Source organism: Novosphingobium sp. SG919 (genome assembly GCF_012932495.1).
Lineage (GTDB): Bacteria > Pseudomonadota > Alphaproteobacteria > Sphingomonadales > Sphingomonadaceae > Novosphingobium > Novosphingobium rhizosphaerae.
This window is the reverse complement of sequence record NZ_JABCNG010000005.1, coordinates 123,451-143,028: the sequence shown is the minus strand read 5'-3', so window position 1 is coordinate 143,028 and position 19,578 is coordinate 123,451. Positions and strand designations below refer to the sequence as shown.

The 19,578-nt window shown below is 65.3% G+C and carries 12 protein-coding genes; 7 read left to right on the top strand and 5 right to left on the bottom strand.

Annotation, left to right across the window (positions count from 1 at the left end; all coding sequences use genetic code 11):
• Positions 1-32: 32 nt before the first annotated feature.
• Positions 33-923, top strand: a complete 891-nt coding sequence (locus FHT19_RS18590; protein WP_169476297.1) for an MBL fold metallo-hydrolase — start codon at positions 33-35, stop codon at positions 921-923.
• Between the two features lie 52 nt (positions 924-975).
• On the opposite strand, the gene FHT19_RS18585 is transcribed toward FHT19_RS18590, so the two are convergent.
• The 4 genes from FHT19_RS18585 to FHT19_RS18570 form a co-directional block, all read right to left on the bottom strand.
• Positions 976-2,817 (bottom strand): DUF885 family protein, encoded by a 1,842-nt coding sequence (locus FHT19_RS18585; protein WP_169476296.1) that lies wholly within the window; start codon positions 2,815-2,817, stop codon positions 976-978.
• A gap of 191 nt (positions 2,818-3,008) precedes the next feature.
• Positions 3,009-4,376, bottom strand: coding sequence for an amino acid permease (locus FHT19_RS18580; RefSeq protein ID WP_169476295.1), 1,368 nt, complete (start codon positions 4,374-4,376; stop codon positions 3,009-3,011).
• A 2-nt stretch (positions 4,377-4,378) separates the two neighbouring features.
• Positions 4,379-6,601: a PQQ-dependent dehydrogenase, methanol/ethanol family gene (locus FHT19_RS18575; protein ID WP_248290552.1), complete on the bottom strand. Its 2,223-nt coding sequence runs from the start codon at positions 6,599-6,601 to the stop codon at positions 4,379-4,381.
• 174 nt (positions 6,602-6,775) lie between these two features.
• Entirely contained in the window at positions 6,776-9,289 is a 2,514-nt protein-coding gene (locus FHT19_RS18570) for a TonB-dependent receptor (protein WP_169476294.1), read from the bottom strand.
• 453 nt (positions 9,290-9,742) lie between these two features.
• On the opposite strand from FHT19_RS18570, the gene FHT19_RS18565 reads away from it, so the two are divergent.
• The 6 genes from FHT19_RS18565 to FHT19_RS18540 are packed head-to-tail and all read left to right on the top strand — an operon-like array spanning position 9,743 to position 18,441.
• A complete protein-coding gene (locus tag FHT19_RS18565) occupies positions 9,743-12,250 on the top strand; it encodes an FAD-dependent oxidoreductase (protein ID WP_168557732.1) in 2,508 nt (835 codons plus the stop codon).
• Positions 12,251-12,254: 4 nt separating this feature from the next.
• Positions 12,255-13,490, top strand: coding sequence for an aromatic ring-hydroxylating dioxygenase subunit alpha (locus FHT19_RS18560; RefSeq protein WP_169476293.1), 1,236 nt, complete (start codon positions 12,255-12,257; stop codon positions 13,488-13,490).
• Position 13,491: 1 nt separating this feature from the next.
• Entirely contained in the window at positions 13,492-14,745 is a 1,254-nt protein-coding gene (locus FHT19_RS18555) for a sarcosine oxidase subunit beta family protein (RefSeq protein ID WP_169476292.1), read from the top strand.
• 21 nt (positions 14,746-14,766) lie between these two features.
• On the top strand, positions 14,767-15,039 hold the full coding sequence (locus FHT19_RS18550) for a sarcosine oxidase subunit delta (protein ID WP_169476291.1): 273 nt from the start codon (positions 14,767-14,769) through the stop codon (positions 15,037-15,039).
• Positions 15,036-17,918, top strand: a complete 2,883-nt coding sequence (locus FHT19_RS18545) for a 2Fe-2S iron-sulfur cluster-binding protein (protein WP_169476290.1) — start codon at positions 15,036-15,038, stop codon at positions 17,916-17,918. Before FHT19_RS18550 ends, FHT19_RS18545 begins: the two co-directional genes overlap by 4 nt.
• A complete protein-coding gene (locus FHT19_RS18540) occupies positions 17,911-18,441 on the top strand; it encodes a sarcosine oxidase subunit gamma family protein (protein ID WP_169476289.1) in 531 nt (176 codons plus the stop codon). The genes FHT19_RS18545 and FHT19_RS18540 overlap by 8 nt, the downstream gene beginning before the upstream one ends.
• A 3-nt stretch (positions 18,442-18,444) precedes the next feature.
• Here the strand turns inward: FHT19_RS18540 and FHT19_RS18535 are convergent, their stop codons facing one another.
• Complete coding sequence (locus tag FHT19_RS18535; protein ID WP_169476288.1) at positions 18,445-19,437, bottom strand: PAS domain-containing protein; 993 nt, start codon at positions 19,435-19,437, stop codon at positions 18,445-18,447.
• Positions 19,438-19,578 lie beyond the last annotated feature (141 nt).

The window sequence follows — 19,578 nt, the reverse complement described above, 5'->3', positions numbered from 1 at the left end:
GGAAGGTCGGCACATTGAGGGAGATACCTGTCATGAAGATGCGGATGTTCATCCTGGCCGCCGCGCTGCTCGGCGCGGCGCCGGCCCTGGCGCAATCGGCGGCCAAGCCGCTGCAATACGAAGTCATTCCCACCGGGCCGATCAGCATGTTCGCCAATGTCACCCTGATCAAGGGAGACAAGGACGCGGTGCTGGTGGACGTGCCGTTTGCCCGTTCCGATGCCTATCGCGTCGCGGCCGCCGTGCTCGACAGCGGCAAGCACTTGAAGACCATCGTGATCACCCATGATCATCCCGATCACTTCTTTGGGCTGGACGTGCTGGCCGATGCCTTTCCCGATGCGCAGATCGTGGCCAATCCCGTCGCCGCGCAAGACATGGCGCGGTCCATCCCTATCAAGTTCAAGCGTTGGAGCGGGCAACTGGGCACCAACGCCCCGCGCCGCCCGGTGCAGCCCGTGGCCATGACCGGCGACAGTGTCGATCTGGAAGGGCACCGCTTGCAGGTCTTGGGGCCGATGCAGGGCGACCATGTGGATTCCACCGTGGTGTGGGACGCGCAAAGCCGCACGCTGGTGGCCGGAGACGTGCTGTATAACGGCGTCCACGTCTGGCTGGGCGAGCATACGCCGCAACGCTATGCCGCCTGGCTCGCCACGCTCGACCGGCTCGATGCGCTGCATCCCGTCACGGTCGTCGCCGGGCACCGCCATCCCGGCGCGCCGAACGACAATGGCGCGACCGGCTGGACGCGGGATTATATCAAGACCTTCGTGGCCGCGCGTGCGGCCAGCCATTCCGCGGCCGAAATCGCCGCGGCCATGAACAAGGCCTACCCCGACGCCACCGAAGTCTATGGTGGGTTCCTGCTCGGCACATCGAGCAAAGTGGGCGCCGGGGAAATTCCGCCCTGGGATGAGTGAATGGAAGAGGGCGTGACGCGGTGGCCCTTGGCCCCGCGCCACGCCACTCAGATCAGGCCTTGGCCGCCGCGATATAGGCGTCGATGCACTGGTCCAGCACGGGCAGCGGCATGGCGCCCGGCAGCAGGCCGGCATCGTGGAACTTGCGGATGTCGAACCGGTCGCCCAGCGCGGTGCGTGCCCTGTCGCGCAGGCGCAGCCAATCGAGCTTGCCCAGCATGTAGCTGCACGCCTGGCCCGGCCACACGCAATAGCGTTCCACTTCGGTGATCGCCATGGTTTCGGGATCGCCGATGGTGTCGGTGTAGAATTTCACCGCCTGTTCGCGGCTCCATCCCTTGGCGTGCATGCCGCTGTCCACCACCAGGCGCACGGCGCGGAAGATGCTGTCGTGCAATTGGCCGACATGGCCCAGCGGGTCGTTTTCATAAACGCCCATTTCCACCGCCAGCTGCTCGGCATAGAGCGCCCAGCCTTCGCCATAGCCGGAGAAGAACTGGATCTTGCGCAGCGTGGGCAGGCCCGCTTCCTGCGCCAGCGAAAGCTGCAAGTGATGGCCCGGCACGCCTTCGTGATAGGTGAGGGTGGGCAGGGTCCAGCTCGGCACTTCGGCGGTGTCGCGCAAGTTGATGTAATAGGCGCCCGGCCGCGTACCGTCGAGAGAGCCATTCTGGTAATATCCGCCCGGCGCGCCGGCTTCGATCGCCTTGGGCACGCGGCGGATGTTGAGCGCGGTCTTGGGCAGGGTGCCGAAGTATTGCGGCAGGCGCGCTTCCATGGCCTCTACCTGGCGGTTGAGGTCGGCCAGCAGCTTGTCCTTGCCCGCGTCGGTATTGGGATAACGGAACTTGGGATCGTCATAGAGCCCGCGCAGGCGCTGGCCCACGGTGCCCTGGGTATAGCCCTGGCTTTTCAGGATCGCGTCCACTTGCGCGCTTTGCTGCGCGATCAGTTCCAGGCCCGTGCGGTGGATTTCCTCGGGCGCCATGTCGCTGGTGGTATAGCTTTGCAGCGAGAGGCGGTAGAGTTCCTCGCCCTTGGGCAGGCGGGCCACGCCGGCGGTGTGCACCGCCTTGGGCAGCAGGCTTTCCAGCAGGGCGATCTGGCGGTCGAGCGCGGGCTGCACGCGCTTGGCCACGATGGCCTGCGCGCGCGCATCCCATGGGCCGGCGATGTGCTGCTCGGCGGTGCGGCGGGTGATCGAGGAAACCAGGTTGGATTGCGCGGCGGGCACGTCGCGCAGGGCCTTCAACTGGGTGAGCGCCTTGGCCAGGATGAAATCGGGCGGCACCACGCCGGCTGCGCTGTCGTGACGCACCGATTGGCTGTCCTGGTCGATCGCCGTGGCAAAGGCATCCAGGCGCGAAAGATAGGCATCGGCATCGGCGGCATTGGCGATGGTGTGCTGGCTATCGAGGAAATCGGGAATCTGCTGATAGCAGCCGGTCAACTGCGTCACGACATAGGGCGAACCCACGGTCGCGAACGTGCGGTTCATCGTATCGTTGAGCTGGGTGGAATAGAGGATGCTGGCATGGTTCCAGCGGTTGTTGCCGGTCAGCTTGGCTGCATCGATCTTGCGCAGCGCGGCCAGGTCGCGCGCGGTGCGCGCCTTGGCCTCTTCCCAGGCGTGGAGCGAGCGATCGTCCAGCCGCGCCTTGGCCGCTGCATGGGCGCCGCTATCCACGCCCAGGCTCGTGGCCATTTCCGGCGAATGGGCGAGTTGCTCGGCCAGCATCGCATCGAACAGGGTGTTGAGGCGGCGGTCTTCCGCGCTGCCTTCGGCGCTCGCCGGGCTGGTGCCGGGCGTTGCGGCACGAACCTGGCCAAGCGTGGAAAAGGCGGCCAGCCCGGCGCTGGCGACACCGGCCTTGAGGATGTGGCGGCGGTTCATCGGCAAATCCATTCTTGGGCGTTCAGGGGGCTGCCGCGCCCGCATTGGGGGGGCGCCGGGCGCGGCAGCGGGGGATCGGGTCGTCGAGGGCACGACGACCACACCGCTGCGCTAGCCGATGGTTTCCGATGAAAGCAAAGCCGCCTGTCGATGCCAGCATGTCGTTGGCAGAATGGCGCAGGCGTGGGCGATCACGCCACCTGCGCGTTGTGGGCACGCTGCCGGCGCAGGAAATGCGCGCCGATGCAGGCGGCAAACACGGCCAGGCTCAAGGCCACCTGCAGGCGTTGATCGGGCATCAGCGCCATCATCACCAGCACCGCGATGATCCCGCCCACCGCGACCCATGAGATCACCGGGAAGGCCCAGACTTTCACCGCCAGTTTTTCGCCTGCCGATTCCAGCCGGCGCCGCAGGGCGATCTGGCTTACCGAGATGAGCAGGTAGACGCACAGGATCGTCGCGCCCGACGACTGCAGCAGGAAGGTGAACAGCCCATCGGGCGAGAACACCGAGGTGAGCACTACGGCAAAGCCCGCCACGCCCGACACCACGATGCCCAGCGCCGGCACCCGCCGCGGCGATACCCGCCCGAACGCGGCCGGGGCATCGCCGCGCTGGGCCATCTCAAACAGCATGCGCGAGGTGACGTAGATCGCCGAATTGAGGCACGAGACGATCGCGGTGAAGATCACCGCGCCGATCACGCCCTTGGCGCCGGGCACCTTGATGATCGACAGGGCGGCCACGAACGGGGATTGCCCGGAAACGACCGTATCCCACGGCAGGATCGCCAGGATCACCGCGATCGAGCCGATGTAGAAGAACATGATGCGCAACGTGACGGTGCGCGCCGCACGCACGATGTTGCGCGCCGGGTCTTCGGTTTCCACCGCGGCGATGGTCGCCACTTCCGAACCCATCATCGAAAAGATCACCACGGGAATTGCGGTGAACGCCGCGCCTAGCCCGGTGGGAAACGCGCCGCCATGGTTGGCAAAGTTGCTGGTCAGACGTGCCAGCCCCGGCCCGAACCCAAAGATGTAGGCCAGGCCCAGCGCCATGAAACCGACTATCGTCACCACCTTGAGCGAGGCGAACCAGAACTCGAACTCGCCATAGGTCTTGACCGAGAACAGGTTGACCATGGTCATCGCCGCGATCAGCAGCGCAGCCAGCGCCCACATCGGCAGGGGGATGAACGGCATCAGCATGTTCGCCCCGGCAATCGCCTCAACCGCGATGGTGATCACCCAGAAATAGTAATAGAGCCAGGCCGTGGTGAAGCCCGCCCAGGGCCCCAGGCCCAGCGCGGCATAGCCGGTGAACGAGCCCACGCCGGGCCGCGCCATGGCCATTTCGCCCAGCATGCGCATGATCACGAAAACCAGCAGGCCGCACAGCGCATAAGTCAGCAGCACTGCCGGCCCGGCGATATGGATCGCCGCGCTCGAACCCACGAAGATGCCGGCGCCGATGATCCCCCCGATCGAGATCATGGTGACGTGGCGCGCTTTAAGCGAATGGGCCAGCGCTTCGCCGGGGGGAGATGCAGACATGATCAGTGACTCGCTTTCTTGGCAGACTGCTGGGCGCGATAGCCACGCGCCTGCTGGTCGATCAGATAGGCATGGATGGCTTCCACATCGGCTTTTGTCACCACGTCATCGAAGCGGGCCATGCCCAGCGGCGCCAGCGCCCCTTTGAGCACGATGTCGTTGAACAGGCCATGCACCTCGCGCGGCAGGCGCGACAGGTCGGGCGTGACGCCCGGCGAACCCAGCACGTGGCAGCGGGAGCAGTTTTCGGTGAACTTGTCCTCGCCACGCGCGATCAGCGCCGGGCTGGCCTTGAGCGGCGGCGGCGCGGGATAGGGCAGCGGCTCGCGCTTGTCGGGCATGGGCACGGCGCCGCCGCCCAGCTTGAACACCAGGATGCGGTTGGCGTTGCGGTTGCCATAGGCGGCACTGGAGGGCGGAATCGGGAACGTGATGCCCGATCCGCCATAGCCGGCCTGCACCGCCACGTATTGCACGCCCGCGATTTTGTAGGTCATCGGTGCGGCCATGATATGGCTGCCGGTCTGGATCGTCTTGATCGGCGCGCCGGTGCGGGCGTTGTAGATCCACAAGCTGCCGTCGCCACGCCCCTGGAACACCAGGTTGCCCGCCGTGCTCAGCACCCCGCCATCATACCCACGCACCCCTTGCGAGGTGACGCGTTCCCACACCACTTTACGGGCCACCGGGTCCCACGCGCGCAGGACTTCGCGCACCAACTTCACGCCGGGGCGCTCCTTCTGCAATTCATCCTTGGCGGGCAGCGGCCCCAGCGTGCGCTTGAGCGCGGCAGGATCGTAGAGATCGTCGGGGAAAATGCCGTCGGACGAGAAGAACCCTTCGAGATGGGTGAGCGAGCCGCCGTTGGCCTTCATGTTGAGCAGCACGTTGCCCGCGTCGATCGCCGGGATATAGACCAGGCCGGTCTGCGGGCTGAACGACATCGGGTTCCACGTGTGCCCGCCGGCCCACGAGGGGTATACGTTCTTCGGGCTCTTGGAATAGTCCGCCTGCTGCGTGACCATGGGACGGCCGGTCGCCAGGTCCACGCCCTTGGCCCAGTTCACATAGGTGAACGGATCGGCCGACAGAAGTTTGCCGGTTTTCAGGTCCAGCGTGTAGAAAAAGCCGTTCTTGCAGGCCTGCATCACCACGCGGCGGGGCTGGCCGCCCAGGTCCAGGTTGGCGAACACGAACTTCTGGACCGCGTCATAGTCCCACTCGTCGCCCGGCGTGGTCTGGTAGTACCAGTTCATCCGCCCGCTCTGGGCGTTGACCGCGATGATCGAGGCGTTGAACAGATCGTCGTGGCGCTTGCCGTCGGCCGACCGCAGATAGGGGGAGGCATTGCCGGTGCCGAACACGATCTGGTCGGTTTCGGGATCGTAGGACAGCCCGTCCCACACCGTGCCGCCATTCTGCGTGCGGCCATCGCGGTTCGGCCCCCACGACTTGGCCGCCAGTTCCAGTTCGGGATGCTCGAACGGCTGGCCCGGCGCGGGCGGCACCGTGAAGAAGCGCCATTTGAACGCGCCGGTCTTGATGTCCCAGGCGGAGATATAGCCGCGCAGGTCGCCATCGCCGATATCGGCCCCGGCGTTCCCGATCACCACGCTGTCTTTGGTGAGGACCACCGCGCCGGTGGAGGCATAGGGCTGTTTGCGGTTGACGATGGTATCGGCGATCCAGCGCGCCTGGCCGGTCTTGGCGTCGATCGCGTGGAGCCGCCCGTCTTCCGAAGCGACGAAGACCGTGCCGTCCCGATAGGCGACGCCCCGGTTGACCACGTCGCAGCAGGCATTGCGCCCCCACTGACCATCCACCTGCGGATCGTATTGCCACAGCAATTTGCCGGTGGCGGCATCGAGGGCGTAGACATTGCCCCAGATGCCCGAGGTGTACATGACCCCGTCGATCACCAGCGGCGTTGCTTCCTGCCCCCGTTCGGTGCCCATGTCATAGGACCAGGCATAGCCCAGATCGCCCGCGTTGGTTTCGTTGAGATCGGATAGCGCGGAAAACCACGTGCCGGCGGTGTCTCCCCCGGTCAGCGGCCATTCCGCCCCGGCGAGCGGCGCGGCAGCACGTTGGCCCGGCGTATCGGACGCGACATCGGCGCGGGCGCTGGTGCAGGCGTAGAGCAGCAGCGCGCCCGAGCCCAGCACGGCGGAGGCAAGCAGGAGCAGGGCGGGCCGGCGCAGGTTTCTGGCGCGCAGGGTTTTCATGGGCTGGCACTTTCCGGCGGGGGAGGGCGTTTGGCAAGATAGATCACAGTTTATCCACAGCCGCAATCGCCGACCGCCACCCGCCCGTTCGGCGCGAGGCATCGCGTGCGCCATGGCCATCATGACCAAGGCCCGAACCCTTTGCCGGGGTTCGGGCCTTGTCTGTCGGGGTGATCAGTTGCCGAAGTTGACCCGGGCGGTAAGGCCCCAGGTGCGCGGCTTGCCATAGACGCTGAGCGCATCACCCCAATAGAGCGACCCGTCGAACGCGTAGGAGCGATAGACCCGGTTGAACAGGTTGTTGACGAAGAACGCCAGTTCCAGCCTGTTGCCCGCCGGGATCACGCCGATACGCGCGTTTTCCACGTGGTAGGCGCCTTCACGCTCGTCGGGCGCGCAGAGCACCGAGAAGCAGAACTTGCCGGTGTAGAGTGCATCGCCCTGGAGCGAAACGCGCGCGCCGCCCAAGCCGAATTCATAGCGGACCAGGGCATTGCCGGAAAAGCCCGGCGCCTGCGGCAGATCGTGGTTCACCACCGTGACGCCATCGGGCAGCAGCACGTTCTTGACCTTGCTGTCCTGCACGGCGGCCGAGGCCTGGAGCGTGAAGCCCTCGATCGGGTGGGCGGTCAATTCGGCTTCCACGCCCTTGATCGTGGCGGGCAGGTTGCGCACCAGCTGCGTATAGCCGACCTGAACATAAGCCTGGTAGTTCTTGTAATCATAATAGAACGCAGCAAGGTTGAACTGCACGTCCGGGCCGATCTTGGTCTTCAGCCCCACTTCGTAGTCATTGAGCGTTTCCGGCCGGTAAGGGATGTTGTTGAGCGTATCGATCAACGCCTGGCCGGGGAACGGCGTGCCGGTGGAAAACGTGAACCCGCCTGACTTGGAGCCGCGGTTGTAGCTGGCATAGAGCAGCGTGTCGGGGCCGGGCTTGTAATCCAGCTCTGCCCGCGCGGTGACGCCGTCATAGGTGGGCTTGGCCGCCGAAGGGGTGACCGTGATGCCGGCCGCATCGGCAGCGCCGGTGGGATCGAAGAAATTGATCCCGCTGGGCCCCCAGTTCACCGTCAGGCCCGAGATCGACTCCTTCGCCGTGTACCAGGCCAGCTTGCTGTCACGCCAATAGCGCGCGCCCAGGATCAGCTTGAAGTGATCGTCGAACTTGTATTCGTCCTGCGCGAACACGGCGAAAGACTTGGTGCGCTGATAGAACCGCACGGTGGGATCGTACTGGTCGAACGGGGTGGCGTACTTGGCGCCATAGTTGCCGGTCAGCAGCATGCCGAAGGCGCCGAACGCCAGGTAGTTGTTGCCGAAACGGGTGGCGGCGCGCAGTTCCTGGGTGATCTGCTGTGTGCGGGCGCGCTGGTAGAAAATCGTGCCCGAAGCATAGCAGGTGATGCTCGGCGCCGTGGCGCAGGGCCCGGTGGTGTAGGGCGGCAGCGCCACCCCTTCCTGATAGGGCAGGCCCGGCACGCCATCGTCGCTTTCGATATAGAACTTGGCGAGGTTCTGGTAATCGGTGATCGAGGTGACGTCGAACGCGCCCAGCTTGGCTTCCAGGCGCAGCGTGGCGGCAAACTGCTTGCGGTTCACATAGTTTTCGCCCGCGCTATAGGTCTGCCACGGGTTGCCGCCCTGGGTGGCGGTGATCGCCGGATTGGCATAGCCATTGGCGACCGAGCCGGGCACGCCGTTGTTGTAGGACGTGCCGCCGTAGTTGTTCCAATAATCGCAGACCTGGTTGGCGGCGAGGAATTCGCCCTGGAATTGCGCATTGGGGCAGGCCGGGGTGAGGGTATAGACGCCGGCCTGGCGCTCGTGATCGGCCTGGGCATAGCGCACCGTCAGGCGGGCGCGGAAATCGCTGGACGGGTCCCACTGCAGGATACCGCGCGTGGCCCAGTGGTTGTTGGCGCCCAGATCCGCGCCACCGGGCAGCAGGTTCTTGATATAGCCGGAATCGCGATCGTAGATGCCCGAAATGCGCGCGGCCAGGGTATCGGTGAGGCCGCCGTTGAGCGCGCCTTCGAACACCGACTGGTTGAAGCTGCCGGTGGTGGCGGAAACATAACCGCCGAAATCGTGCGTGGGCTGGTTGGAAATGAACTGCACCGCGCCGCCGGTGGCGTTGCGGCCGAACAGGGTGCCCTGCGGCCCGCGCAGCGCTTCGGTGCGGGCGAGGTCGAAGATCGGGAAGCTGGCCGTGGTGATCGAGGCGGCGTAGCTATCGTCCTGATAGACCGCGACGGGCGGTTCCTGCTGGTCGCCATAGTCGTTTTGCGACACGCCGCGAATGTTGAACACCACCTGGCTTGAGCCATAGGCATTGTACTTCAGGTTGGGGATGGCGCGGACGATATCGGTGGCGTTGTTGATGTTGAGCGCGCGCAGGTCCTTGGCCGAAATGACCGAGACCGCGATGCCGACATCGTTGAGCTTCTGTTCGCGGCGCTGCGCGGTCACCACGATATCGCCGCTGCCGGTTTCGGCCTGCGGCGCGGCAGCCGGGGCATCCGCCGGGGCGGCGGTTTGCGCCTGGGCCAGGCCGGGCACCAAGACGATCGCCGGCATCATGGCAGTGGCCGCCAGGGCCATGCCGCGCAAGCGGCGGCGCGTTGCGGATGAAGATTTTTGTTTGTTTTGATCGAGGCCAAGGCCCGAAAGCACCAGGTTACGCATGACAGCTTCCCTCCAAGCCGGCCCCTCGTTGTGGGGGCACAATACCTGCACCCGGATCGTGCATCAGGAACGCAGGCGCAGCAACCCTCTGGCAACAGAGTGAAAGCCCTGGCAAGCTACGCGGAAGTGTTGCGGACTTTGGGTGTATAGTGCTGATTAAATTAGATTAACTCGGAATTTCCGGTTGCTTTTGGTAATAACACCTACTTACTACTCTCATTAACTTGCCTAATGGCGGGATAGGCTGGGCGGGGGCGGCGTTCGGCAACGGCCAGGGCATCGTGTCAGAGGCCCGGCGAGGAGTCGTCCAAGGGGCCGGATCACCCTTTCGGGAAGCACTATTTCTAATCCCTCGCATTAGTTTGTGAAATGGTGCAGTGCCGTGATTGCGAAGGCGCACGCGCTGGCATAGCGCTATTGTCAACAGGCAGCCAAGCAAAGCCGAGGCATGACATGAAGACTACTGCGCGCGTTGTGGTGATTGGTGGCGGCGTCGTCGGCGTCAGCACGTTGTATCACCTGGCCAAGATGGGCTGGTCCGATGTCGTGCTGATCGAGCGCAAGGAGCTGACCTCTGGGTCCACCTGGCATGCCGCCGGCCTGCTGCCGCTGTTCAACCTGTCCTATTCGGTGGGCAAGCTGCACCAGTATTCGGTGGATCTCTATCCCAGCCTGGAGGCCGAAACCGAACTCAACGTCGGCTTTTCGCGGGTGTCCAACATCCGCCTGGCCAACAGCCCGGACCGGATGGACGAATACCGCTATTACGCGGGCGTGGCCAAGACCATCGGGGTCGACGTCAATTTTCTGACGCCCGAACAAGTGCATGAAATCTGGCCGCTGGCGCAGATGGATGGCGTGCTCGGCGCGATCCAGCACCCGGCCGATGGCTATATCCAGCCGGCCGACCTGACCCAGGCCCTGGCCAAGGGCGCGCGCCAGCGCGGCGCCACGATCATGCGCAACACCACGGTCACGGGCATCACGCAAAAGCCGAACGGCGAATGGGTGGTGGCCACCGACCAGGGCGAGATCACCTGCGAGCATGTGGTTTCGGCCACCGGCAGCTTTGCCCGCCAGACCGGCGCGATGGTCGGCCTGGACGTGCCGGTGATCCCGGTGGAGCATCAGTACATTGTGACCGAGCAGCACCCGGCCATCATGGAGCGCCGCGCCAAGGGCCTGCCCGAAATGGGCGTGCTGCGCGAAAGCGATTCGAGCTGGTACATGCGCGAGGAAGCCGGCGGCCTGCTGCTTGGACCCTACGAAGTGGGCGCGCCGGCCTGCTATGTGAAGGGTCCGGCGGCCAACAGCGAATACGAGCTGTTCCCCGATGCGCTCGAACGCCTGGAGCCCTATATCCTCTCGGCCATCGAGCGCGTGCCCGCCTTTGGCGAGCTGGGCATCAAGAAGGTTTACAACGGTGCCATCGCCTACACGCCCGACGGGTCGCCCATCGTCGGACCGGCGCCGGGGCTGAAGAATTTCTGGCTCAATGAAGGCCACAGCTTCGGCATCACGGCGGCAGGCGGCGCGGGTTGGCAGCTCGCCCACTGGATCGTGGGCGGAGAACCCACCATCGACATGATGGGTGTGGACCCGCGCCGCTTCGGCACGTATGCCGATGAAGGCTATCTCATCGAAAAGAATGAGGAAGCCTATGCCAAGGTGTTCACCGTCCACTACCCGGACGAAGAGCGCGAGGCCGCGCGGCCCCTGCGCCAGACGCCCTGCTATGACCGGATGAAGGCGCTTGGCGCGGTGTTCGGCAGCGTGTTCGGCTGGGAGCGTCCCAACTGGTTCGCGCCCGCAGGCTATGAACTGAGCGAGGCCGATCTCGACAAGCCCGAGACGCTGCTCAACCACAACCACCCCGATGTGCCGGGCGCGCCGATCCGCGAAAAGTGGTCGTTCCGCCGCTCCAACTATTTCGAGCATGTTGGCAACGAATGCCGCCATGTGACGGAAAAGGTTGGCATCCAGGACATGAGCGCCTTTGCCAAGTGCCTGATTTCCGGCCCCGGTGCGGAAGAATGGCTGGGCAAGCTGTTGTCCAATGCTATTCCTAAGAAGATCGGCCGCGTCACGCTGTCCTACCTGCTCACCCCGGCCGGCGGCGTGCGCAGCGAATTCACCGTCTACAAGCGTGGCCCGCAGAGCTACTATCTGGTTTCGGCTGGCGCCCTGGAATCGCATGACCACGATTACCTGATCAAGGCGCTGCCCGCCGATGGTTCGGTGAAGTTCGAGCGGCTGACCACGGCGATGGGCGTGCTGGTACTCGCCGGGCCGCGGGCGCGCGACGTGCTGGCCAAGGTGACGCACACCGACTTGTCGAACGAGGCCTTCCCTTGGCTGACCGGCAAGCGCATTTCCATCGGTGCCGCGCCGTGCGACGCGCTGCGGGTGAATTTCATCGGCGAACTGGGTTGGGAATTCCACCACCCGATCGAGATGCAGAACTACATCTTCGACAAGCTGATGGCCGCCGGCGCCGAATTCGACATCAAGCCCTTTGGCATCCGGGCGATGACGTCGATGGCGCTGGAGAAGAGCTACAAGCTGATCCCCCGCGAACTGTCGGTGGAATACAACGCGCTGGAAAGCGGGCTTGAGCGCTTCATTTCGTTCAAGAAGCCGGACTTCGTTGGCCGTGACGGGCTGCTGGCGAAGAAGGAAGCCGGCCTTTCCTGGAACCTTGTTACCCTGGAGGTGCTGGGCGTTACCGATGCCGATGCCCGCGGCTCCGAAGCAATCTATCGCGATGGACAACTTGTTGGCCGCGCCACGTCGGGCGGCTATGGTTGGCGCACGGCCAAGTCGCTGGCGCTGGCGATGATTGCACCCGAACACGCAAACCTTGGCACCGAGCTGGAAATTTCCATTCTCGGCACGGTGCACAAGGCCGTGGTGATCCCAGACTCGCCCTTCGACCCCGAAAACCTTGCCTTGCGGAGCTAGTCCCATGCGCGATTTGGAATCGATTGCCGAACTGCTGAACCAGGATCGTCCCGGATATACCTTGCCCCAGGCGCTCTATACGAGCGAGCAGGCGTTCAAGTTCGATACCGAGGTCATGCTCAAGTCGGTGTGGCTCTATGCCTGCACCGTGGCCCACGTGAAGAACCCCGGCGATTTCTATGTGTTCGAAATGGCCAACAATTCGGTGTTCATCGTGCGCGGCCGGGATGGCGCGATCCGCGCGTTCTACAACACCTGCACCCATCGCGGCTCGCGCATCTGCCAGGTGCAGGCCGGCACGATGCCGCGCATCATGTGCCCCTATCATTTCTGGACATTCGGGCTGGATGGCAAGCTGATCGCTGCGCGCGGCATGCCTGAAGGCTTTGACAAGAGCGCGCATGCCCTGCGCGAAGTGGCGCTGGAAAATTGCGGCGGCCTGCTGTTCATCTGCCTGGCGGAAAATCCGCCGCCGATCGACCGCGCCAAGGCCGACATCGCCGCCGCGATCGGCATCTACAACCTGGACAAGCTGAAAGTGGCGGCGGTGGAAGACCTGCACGACACGGCCAACTGGAAGCTGGTCATGGAAAACAACCGCGAGTGCTATCACTGCGAGGCGAACCATCCCGAACTGCTCAATTCGCTGAGCGGATCGGGCTTTGGCCGGGGCAACCCGGAAGATGGCGATGCCAGCGACGAAGCCGATGTGGCCGACCAGGTGGAGCACTGGAAGGCGCTGGGCGTGTGGCAGGACCTGGTCGAATTCCCCGATGGCGGCTGGCACCGGGTGGGGCGACTGGGCCTGGCCCATGGTGCGCTGTCGCAGACGATCGACGGACAGCCGGCGTCGCGGAAGCTGATATGGTCGGTCGATCATGCCGAGCCGACCAGCGTTTCGGTGTGGACCCAGCCCAATTCGTGGCACCATTTCTGCTGTGACCATGTCGTCACGTTCAGCGTGATGCCGCAGGGGCCGGATCGTTCGATCCTGCGCACCTCGTGGCTGGTCCACGAAGACGCCGTGGAAGGCGAGGACTACACCGTCGAGAACCTGACGCACGTGTGGAAAGCCACCAATCGCCAGGATCGGCGCCTTGCCGAAATGAACCACGCCGGCATTGCCACCGATGGCTATCGTCCCGGGCCTTATGCCCTGGAGGAAAACCTCGTCGATGCCTTCAAGACCTTCTACGTCGAGCGCGGCAAGGCTGCGCTGGAAGCGGCAGGACAACCCTGAGATGATGCGCTTTTCCGGGCTCAATCTTATTGCGCAGGCCTTTTCTGGGCACCAGTCGTGGCCCGAACAGTGGCCCGACAAGGCGCCCAAGGCGGCCTACGACGTGATCATCGTGGGCGCCGGCGGGCACGGCCTGGGCGCGGCCTATTACCTGGCGGCCAAGTACGGGGTCACCAATGTTGCGGTGATCGAAAAGGGCTGGCTGGGCGGTGGCAACACCGGGCGCAATACCACGATCATCCGTTCGAACTACCTCTACGATGAAAGCGCCCACCTCTATGACCATGCGGTCAAGCTGTGGGACGGGTTGAGCCAGGAGCTCAACTACAACGTGATGTATTCGAAGCGGGGCGTGCTGATGCTCGCGCACAACGTGCACGACATTCAGAGCTTCAAGCGCCACATCCACGCCAACCGGTTGAACGGCGTGGACAATGAATGGTTGAGCCCCGAAGAGTGCCAGGCCTATTGCCCGCCGCTCGATATTTCGCCCAATGCGCGCCATCCGGTGCTGGGCGGCGCGTTGCAGCGGCGCGGCGGCACTGCCCGGCACGATAGCGTGGCCTGGGGCTATGCCCGCAAGGCGACGGCGCTGGGCGTGGACATCATCCAGAACTGCGCCGTCACCGGCATTCGCCGGGGCGCGGATGGCGCGGTGCTGGGGGTGGAAACCGAGCGCGGTTTCATCGGCGCCAAGAAGATCGGCGTTTCGGCGGCGGGCAATACCTCGGTCGTGATGAACATGGCGGGGCTGGAATTTCCGCTGGAAAGCTATCCGCTCCAGGCGCTGGTGTCCGAACCGGTCAAGCCGATCTTCCCTTGCGTGGTCATGTCCAACACCGTCCACGCCTATATCAGCCAGTCCGACAAGGGCGAACTGGTGATCGGCGCGGGGACCGACCAGTATACCTCGTATTCGCAGCGCGGCGCCTTGCACATCATCGAGCATACGCTGGCGGCGATCTGCGAGATTTTCCCGATCTTTACCCGCATGCGCATGTTGCGCACCTGGGGCGGGATCGTGGACGTGACGCCCGATCGCTCGCCCATCCTGGGCAAGACCCCGGTGCCTGGGCTCTATGTCAATTGCGGGTGGGGCACCGGCGGGTTCAAGGCGACACCGGGCGCGGCGGACCTTCTGGCCCACACCATCGCCCACGATGCGCCCCATGCGATCAACGCGCCGTTCAACCTGGATCGCTTCCGCAACGGGCGGCTGATCGACGAGGCGGCCGCGGCCGCCGTGGCCCACTGAGCAAGGGGCAGGAGCCAAGCCATGCTGTTGATTCGTTGCCCCTATTGCGAAGAAGACCGCCCCGAGGTGGAATTCGTCTATGGCGGGGAGGCGCATATTGCCCGGCCGCTCGACCCGGCCGCGCTGAGCGATCAGGATTGGGAGCATTACCTCTACATCCGCCGCAACCCGCGCGGGCGGCACCATGAACGCTGGCGCCACACCCACGGCTGCGGACGCTTTTTCAACGCGGTGCGCGACACCGTAAGCGACCGTTTCGAACAAACCTACAAGGCCGGAGAAGCGCGCCGATGAGCGGCTATCGTCTTCCTGCCGGCGGCCGGATCAACCGCGCCGCGCCGCTGGATTTCACCTTTGACGGCCGCGCGCATCGTGGCTTTGCCGGAGACAGCCTGGCTTCGGCGCTGGTCGCGTCGGGCCAGATGCTGTTCGGCCGCTCGTTCAAGTATCACCGCCCGCGCGGGATTTTGGGCATGGGGACGGAAGAGCCCAACGCGCTGGTGACGGTGGATCGCGGCGAAACCGGGCCGGGCTGGGGCCGCGCCACGCCCAACCTGCGCGCGCCGTCCGTCGCGCTGTATCAGGGGCTGGACGCGCAGAGCCAGAACCGCTTCCCTTCGCTCAAGTTCGACCTGGGCGCGGTGAACGACCGGCTGGGTGCGCTGTTTCCCGCCGGGTTCTACAACAAGACCTTCATGTGGCCGCGCTCGGCCTGGGAAAAGCTCTATGAGCCGGCGATTCGCCGCATGGCCGGGCTGGGTGCCAGCCCGGCGACGCGCGATCCCGATCATTACGACGCGACCTATGCCCATTGCGAAGTCTTGGTAGTGGGAGGTGGCCTGGCCGGCATCGACGCCGCGCTGGCGGCGGCGCAAGGTGGCAGCCGGGTGATCCTGATCGACGAACAGGAAGAACTGGGCGGTGGTGCGCTGTCTGACCAGGCGCTGTGGGGCGAAGTGGCGGACAAGGCCATGGCGCTGCGCCGGCTGGACAATGTGACCGTGCTGACCCGCACCACGGCTTTCGGCTATTACCACCAGAACTTCGTGGGCGCGGTGGAGCAACTCACCGATCATCTGGCGCCGGGCGAGGCCAAGGGCGCGCGCGAGCGGCTGTGGCGCATTCGCGCGGGTGAAGTGGTGCTGGCGCAAGGCGCGATCGAGCGCCCGCTGGTGTTCGATGGCAACGATGTGCCCGGCGTGATGCTGTCGAGCGCAGGCCGCACCCTGGCTGTGCGCTATGGCGTGGCGGTGGGCCGCGCCGTGGCGGTGATGGCGGTGCACGACAGCGGCTGGCGCGATGCGCTGGCGCTCAAGGCCGCAGGCGTCAACGTGGTGGCTTTGATCGACTTGCGCGCGCAAGTGGCCGCCGACCTGGTCAGCGCCGTGCGCGCGGCGGGCATTGCCGTGCATCTGGGCCACGCGGTGACGGGCGTTTCGGGCCGCCATGGCGTTTCCGGCATCACCTTTGCCGCCGATGGCACCGGCCATTCGCAGCAACTGGCCGTGGATGCGCTGCTGATGGCCGGCGGGTGGACGCCCACGGTGCATTTGTGGAGCCACGCCAAGGGCAGCCTGCGCTGGGACGCCGGATGGGGCGCCTATCTGCCCGACGTGCCACAGGAAAACTGCCGCGCCGTGGGCGCTGGTGCCGGGGCTTGGGATCTGGGCAGCGGCCTGGCGCTGGGTACGCTGCCCGGCCCCAAGCCGATCTGGCAGACCAAGGCTTTCGTCGATTTCCAGAACGACGTGAAAGCGCGCGACATCGATCTGGCTGTGCGCGAGGGCATGCGCTCGATCGAGCACATCAAGCGCTATACCACCAACGGCATGGCGACCGACCAGGGCAAGACCAGCAACCTCAATGGGTTGCAGATCGCCTCGGGCAGCTTGGGGCGTGCCGTGACCGATATCGGCCTCACCACGTTCCGCCCGCCCTATACGCCGCAAACCTTTGGCGCATTGATGGGGCACCACAAGGACGCGCTATTCCAGCCGATCCGCAAGACGGTGATCGATGGCTGGGCCGATGCGCGCGGTGCGGTGTTCGAGAACGTGGCGCAGTGGCGCCGTGCGCGCTATTTTCCGCAAGGGGGCGAGGACATGCACGCCGCCGTGGCGCGCGAATGCCTGGCGGTGCGGCAAAATGTGGGGATGTTCGACGCTTCCACCCTGGGCAAGATCGAAGTGGTCGGGCCCGATGCCGCCGAATTCCTCAACCGCATGTACACCAACCCGTGGAAGGCGCTGGCGCCGGGCCGCTGCCGCTATGGCCTGCTGCTGCGCGAGGACGGGTTCATCACCGATGACGGCGTTTCGGCGCGGCTGGCGCCCGACCGCTTTCACCTGACCACCACCACCGGCGGCGCGGCGCGCGTGCTGGCGATGATGGAAGACTATCTCCAGACCGAATGGAGCGATCTGGACGTCTGGCTGACCAGCACGACCGAGCAATGGGCGGTGATCGCCGTGCAAGGCCCGCTGGCGCGCGAGGTGATTGCGCCGCTGGTGGAAGGCATCGACCTTTCGCGCGAAGCCTTCCCGCACATGGCCATTCGCGAAGGGCGCATCTGCGGCGTGCCGACACGGCTGTTCCGCGTGAGCTTTACCGGCGAACTCGGCTATGAAGTCAACGTGCCGGCCGAGCATGGCCGCATGGTGTGGGAAGCGATCCACGCCGCCGGCCAGGCGCACGGCATCACCCCTTATGGCACCGAGACGATGCACGTCCTGCGCGCGGAAAAAGGCTATGTCATCGTTGGCCAGGACACCGATGGCACGCTGACGCCCGATGACGCCGGCATGGCCTGGGCCGTGGGCGCCAAGAAGCCCGACTTCGTGGGCAAGCGTTCGCTGGCGCGGCCCGACATGACCGCGCCAGGGCGCAAGCAACTGGTCGGGCTGTTGACCGAAGATCCGAACGAGGTGCTGGAGGAAGGCGCCCAGATCGTGGCCGATCCGGCCCAGCCGGTGCCGATGACGATGCTGGGCCACGTCACCTCGTCGTATCACAGTGCCACGTTGGGGCGGTCGATCGCCATGGCCGTGATCGCCGATGGCCGCGCGCGCGATGGCCAGGTGATCCATGTGCCGATGCCCGGGCGCACGATCCGCGCGCGGGTCACGGCCAGCACGGTGTTCTATGATGCGCAAGGGAGCCGCCTCGATGTCTGACGCCATTGCGATTCCCCCGCTGGCCGTGGCCGGCACCGACCTGGCGCTGGAAAGCAACGCGGTCCTGCCCGGCGGCGTGACGCTGACGCTGGAGCCGCCGGCAAGCCGCTGGTCCTTGCGCGCGCGCACGGCCGAGGCGCTTGGTGCCGTGATCGGCCGCGCCGTGCCGACCCGCATCGGCGAGACACTGGATGGCATCGCCTGCCTTGGTCCCGATGAATGGCTGGCCGATCCGCCCGCCGGAACCGTCGTGCCCGACGGTGCTGGGCAGCCCGTCAGCGTGGTGGACGTGTCCGCGCGCGGCGTGGTGATCCGCGTGGAAGGCGCCAGTGCCGCGCGAGTGCTGTGTTCGGGCTGCCCGCTCGATCTCGAACGCTTTGCCGTGGGCCGGGCCACGCGCACGGTGTTCGAGACCGTGGAAGTGATCGTCTGGCGCGAACAGGCGGACATGTTTCGCGTGTTCGTGTGGCGCAGCTTTGCCCCTTGGCTGTGGCACGCGCTCAAGGCGGTGCAACTGGGCTGACGCTCAGTCGGGCGCGGGGTGCGCCGCGCCCTTGAAGCGCAAGGTGGCAACCAGGCCGTCGGCCTGCCAATCTAGCGTGATGGCGCCATCGCGCAGGCGCACGATGCGGTCGATCAGGTTAAGCCCCTGTCCGCCCTCGCGCGAGGTGGCCGCCACGGGACGGCTGGATTTTTCCTGCCACACGATCACCAGGTCGCCATCCTCGTCGCGGCTGGCGAGCCGGATCTCGCCGCCATGGGCGATGGCGCCATGCTTGGATGAATTGACGGCGAATTCGCCCACGACGAGCGCGATGGTGTCGGCCAAGGCGCGGGCGATCGGGATGTCTTGCACGGCGTCCATCGCCACCGGGCAGAACCCGCTGCTGAAGGGCATGGTCAGGGCCTCGATCAGGTCGACCAGGCTGCATGGCACATCGCGGCTGGTGAATAGCGCCTGGGCACGGCCCATGGCCAGCAGCCGCTCGGCCCTTTCGGTGGCGAATTCGGCGTTCTGCGCGTCCCCACGGGCAAAGCCGCGGATCAGGCTGGAAATCATCGTGTAGGTATTCTTGAGGCGGTGGTGCAGTTCGCGGGTGGCCGTTTCCAGCACCTGGCGGGCCAGTTCGGCGTCCGTCACGTCGCGCGAAACGGCCAGGTAGCTGATCAGGTTGCCCGTGTTATCGCACAGCGCCGAAACGCTCACGTCCCACCAGCGGCTTTTGCCCTTGGCCGTTGGGCAGTGCGCCCGGAACCGAGACATGCCGCCGTCCAGCGCTGCGGCATAGCCGCTCTCGATATGGGGCCTGGCTTCGGCAGGCCAAAGATCGGCCCACTGCTTGCCGATCACGTCGACGGGGGCATCGATTTCCATGGCGCAGATGCCGTTGGGGTTCATGTAGGCGACCGTGCCATCGAGCCCGATGACTTTCACGCAGTCTACGCTCTGGTCCAACGCGGTGGCCAGGGAGACGTGGGAAATTCCGGCAACTTGTTGGGAAAGTTTGATGTTCGTCATGTCTGCTGCCGGAGTTCCCCATCACATCCGGTCAGGCGGGCTGCGCGCGCACCTTCACGATTGCTATCAAATCGGTGGAAACGATCTTGGTTCCCGCGATCGGCGACAGATGGGCAATTTTTGGGCTTGGCCCCGAACACC

What these genes read in the sequence shown, in the direction of transcription:
- FHT19_RS18590 (WP_169476297.1), top strand. Translation starts at nt 33, where the DNA reads ATGAAGATGCGGATGTTCATCCTGGCCGCCGCGCTGCTCGGCGCGGCG.
- FHT19_RS18585 (WP_169476296.1), bottom strand. Translation starts at nt 2,817, where the DNA reads ATGAACCGCCGCCACATCCTCAAGGCCGGTGTCGCCAGCGCCGGGCTG.
- FHT19_RS18580 (WP_169476295.1), bottom strand. Translation starts at nt 4,376, where the DNA reads ATGTCTGCATCTCCCCCCGGCGAAGCGCTGGCCCATTCGCTTAAAGCG.
- FHT19_RS18575 (WP_248290552.1), bottom strand. Translation starts at nt 6,601, where the DNA reads ATGAAAACCCTGCGCGCCAGAAACCTGCGCCGGCCCGCCCTGCTCCTG.
- FHT19_RS18570 (WP_169476294.1), bottom strand. Translation starts at nt 9,289, where the DNA reads ATGCGTAACCTGGTGCTTTCGGGCCTTGGCCTCGATCAAAACAAACAA.
- FHT19_RS18565 (WP_168557732.1), top strand. Translation starts at nt 9,743, where the DNA reads ATGAAGACTACTGCGCGCGTTGTGGTGATTGGTGGCGGCGTCGTCGGC.
- FHT19_RS18560 (WP_169476293.1), top strand. Translation starts at nt 12,255, where the DNA reads ATGCGCGATTTGGAATCGATTGCCGAACTGCTGAACCAGGATCGTCCC.
- FHT19_RS18555 (WP_169476292.1), top strand. Translation starts at nt 13,492, where the DNA reads ATGATGCGCTTTTCCGGGCTCAATCTTATTGCGCAGGCCTTTTCTGGG.
- FHT19_RS18550 (WP_169476291.1), top strand. Translation starts at nt 14,767, where the DNA reads ATGCTGTTGATTCGTTGCCCCTATTGCGAAGAAGACCGCCCCGAGGTG.
- FHT19_RS18545 (WP_169476290.1), top strand. Translation starts at nt 15,036, where the DNA reads ATGAGCGGCTATCGTCTTCCTGCCGGCGGCCGGATCAACCGCGCCGCG.
- FHT19_RS18540 (WP_169476289.1), top strand. Translation starts at nt 17,911, where the DNA reads ATGTCTGACGCCATTGCGATTCCCCCGCTGGCCGTGGCCGGCACCGAC.
- FHT19_RS18535 (WP_169476288.1), bottom strand. Translation starts at nt 19,437, where the DNA reads ATGACGAACATCAAACTTTCCCAACAAGTTGCCGGAATTTCCCACGTC.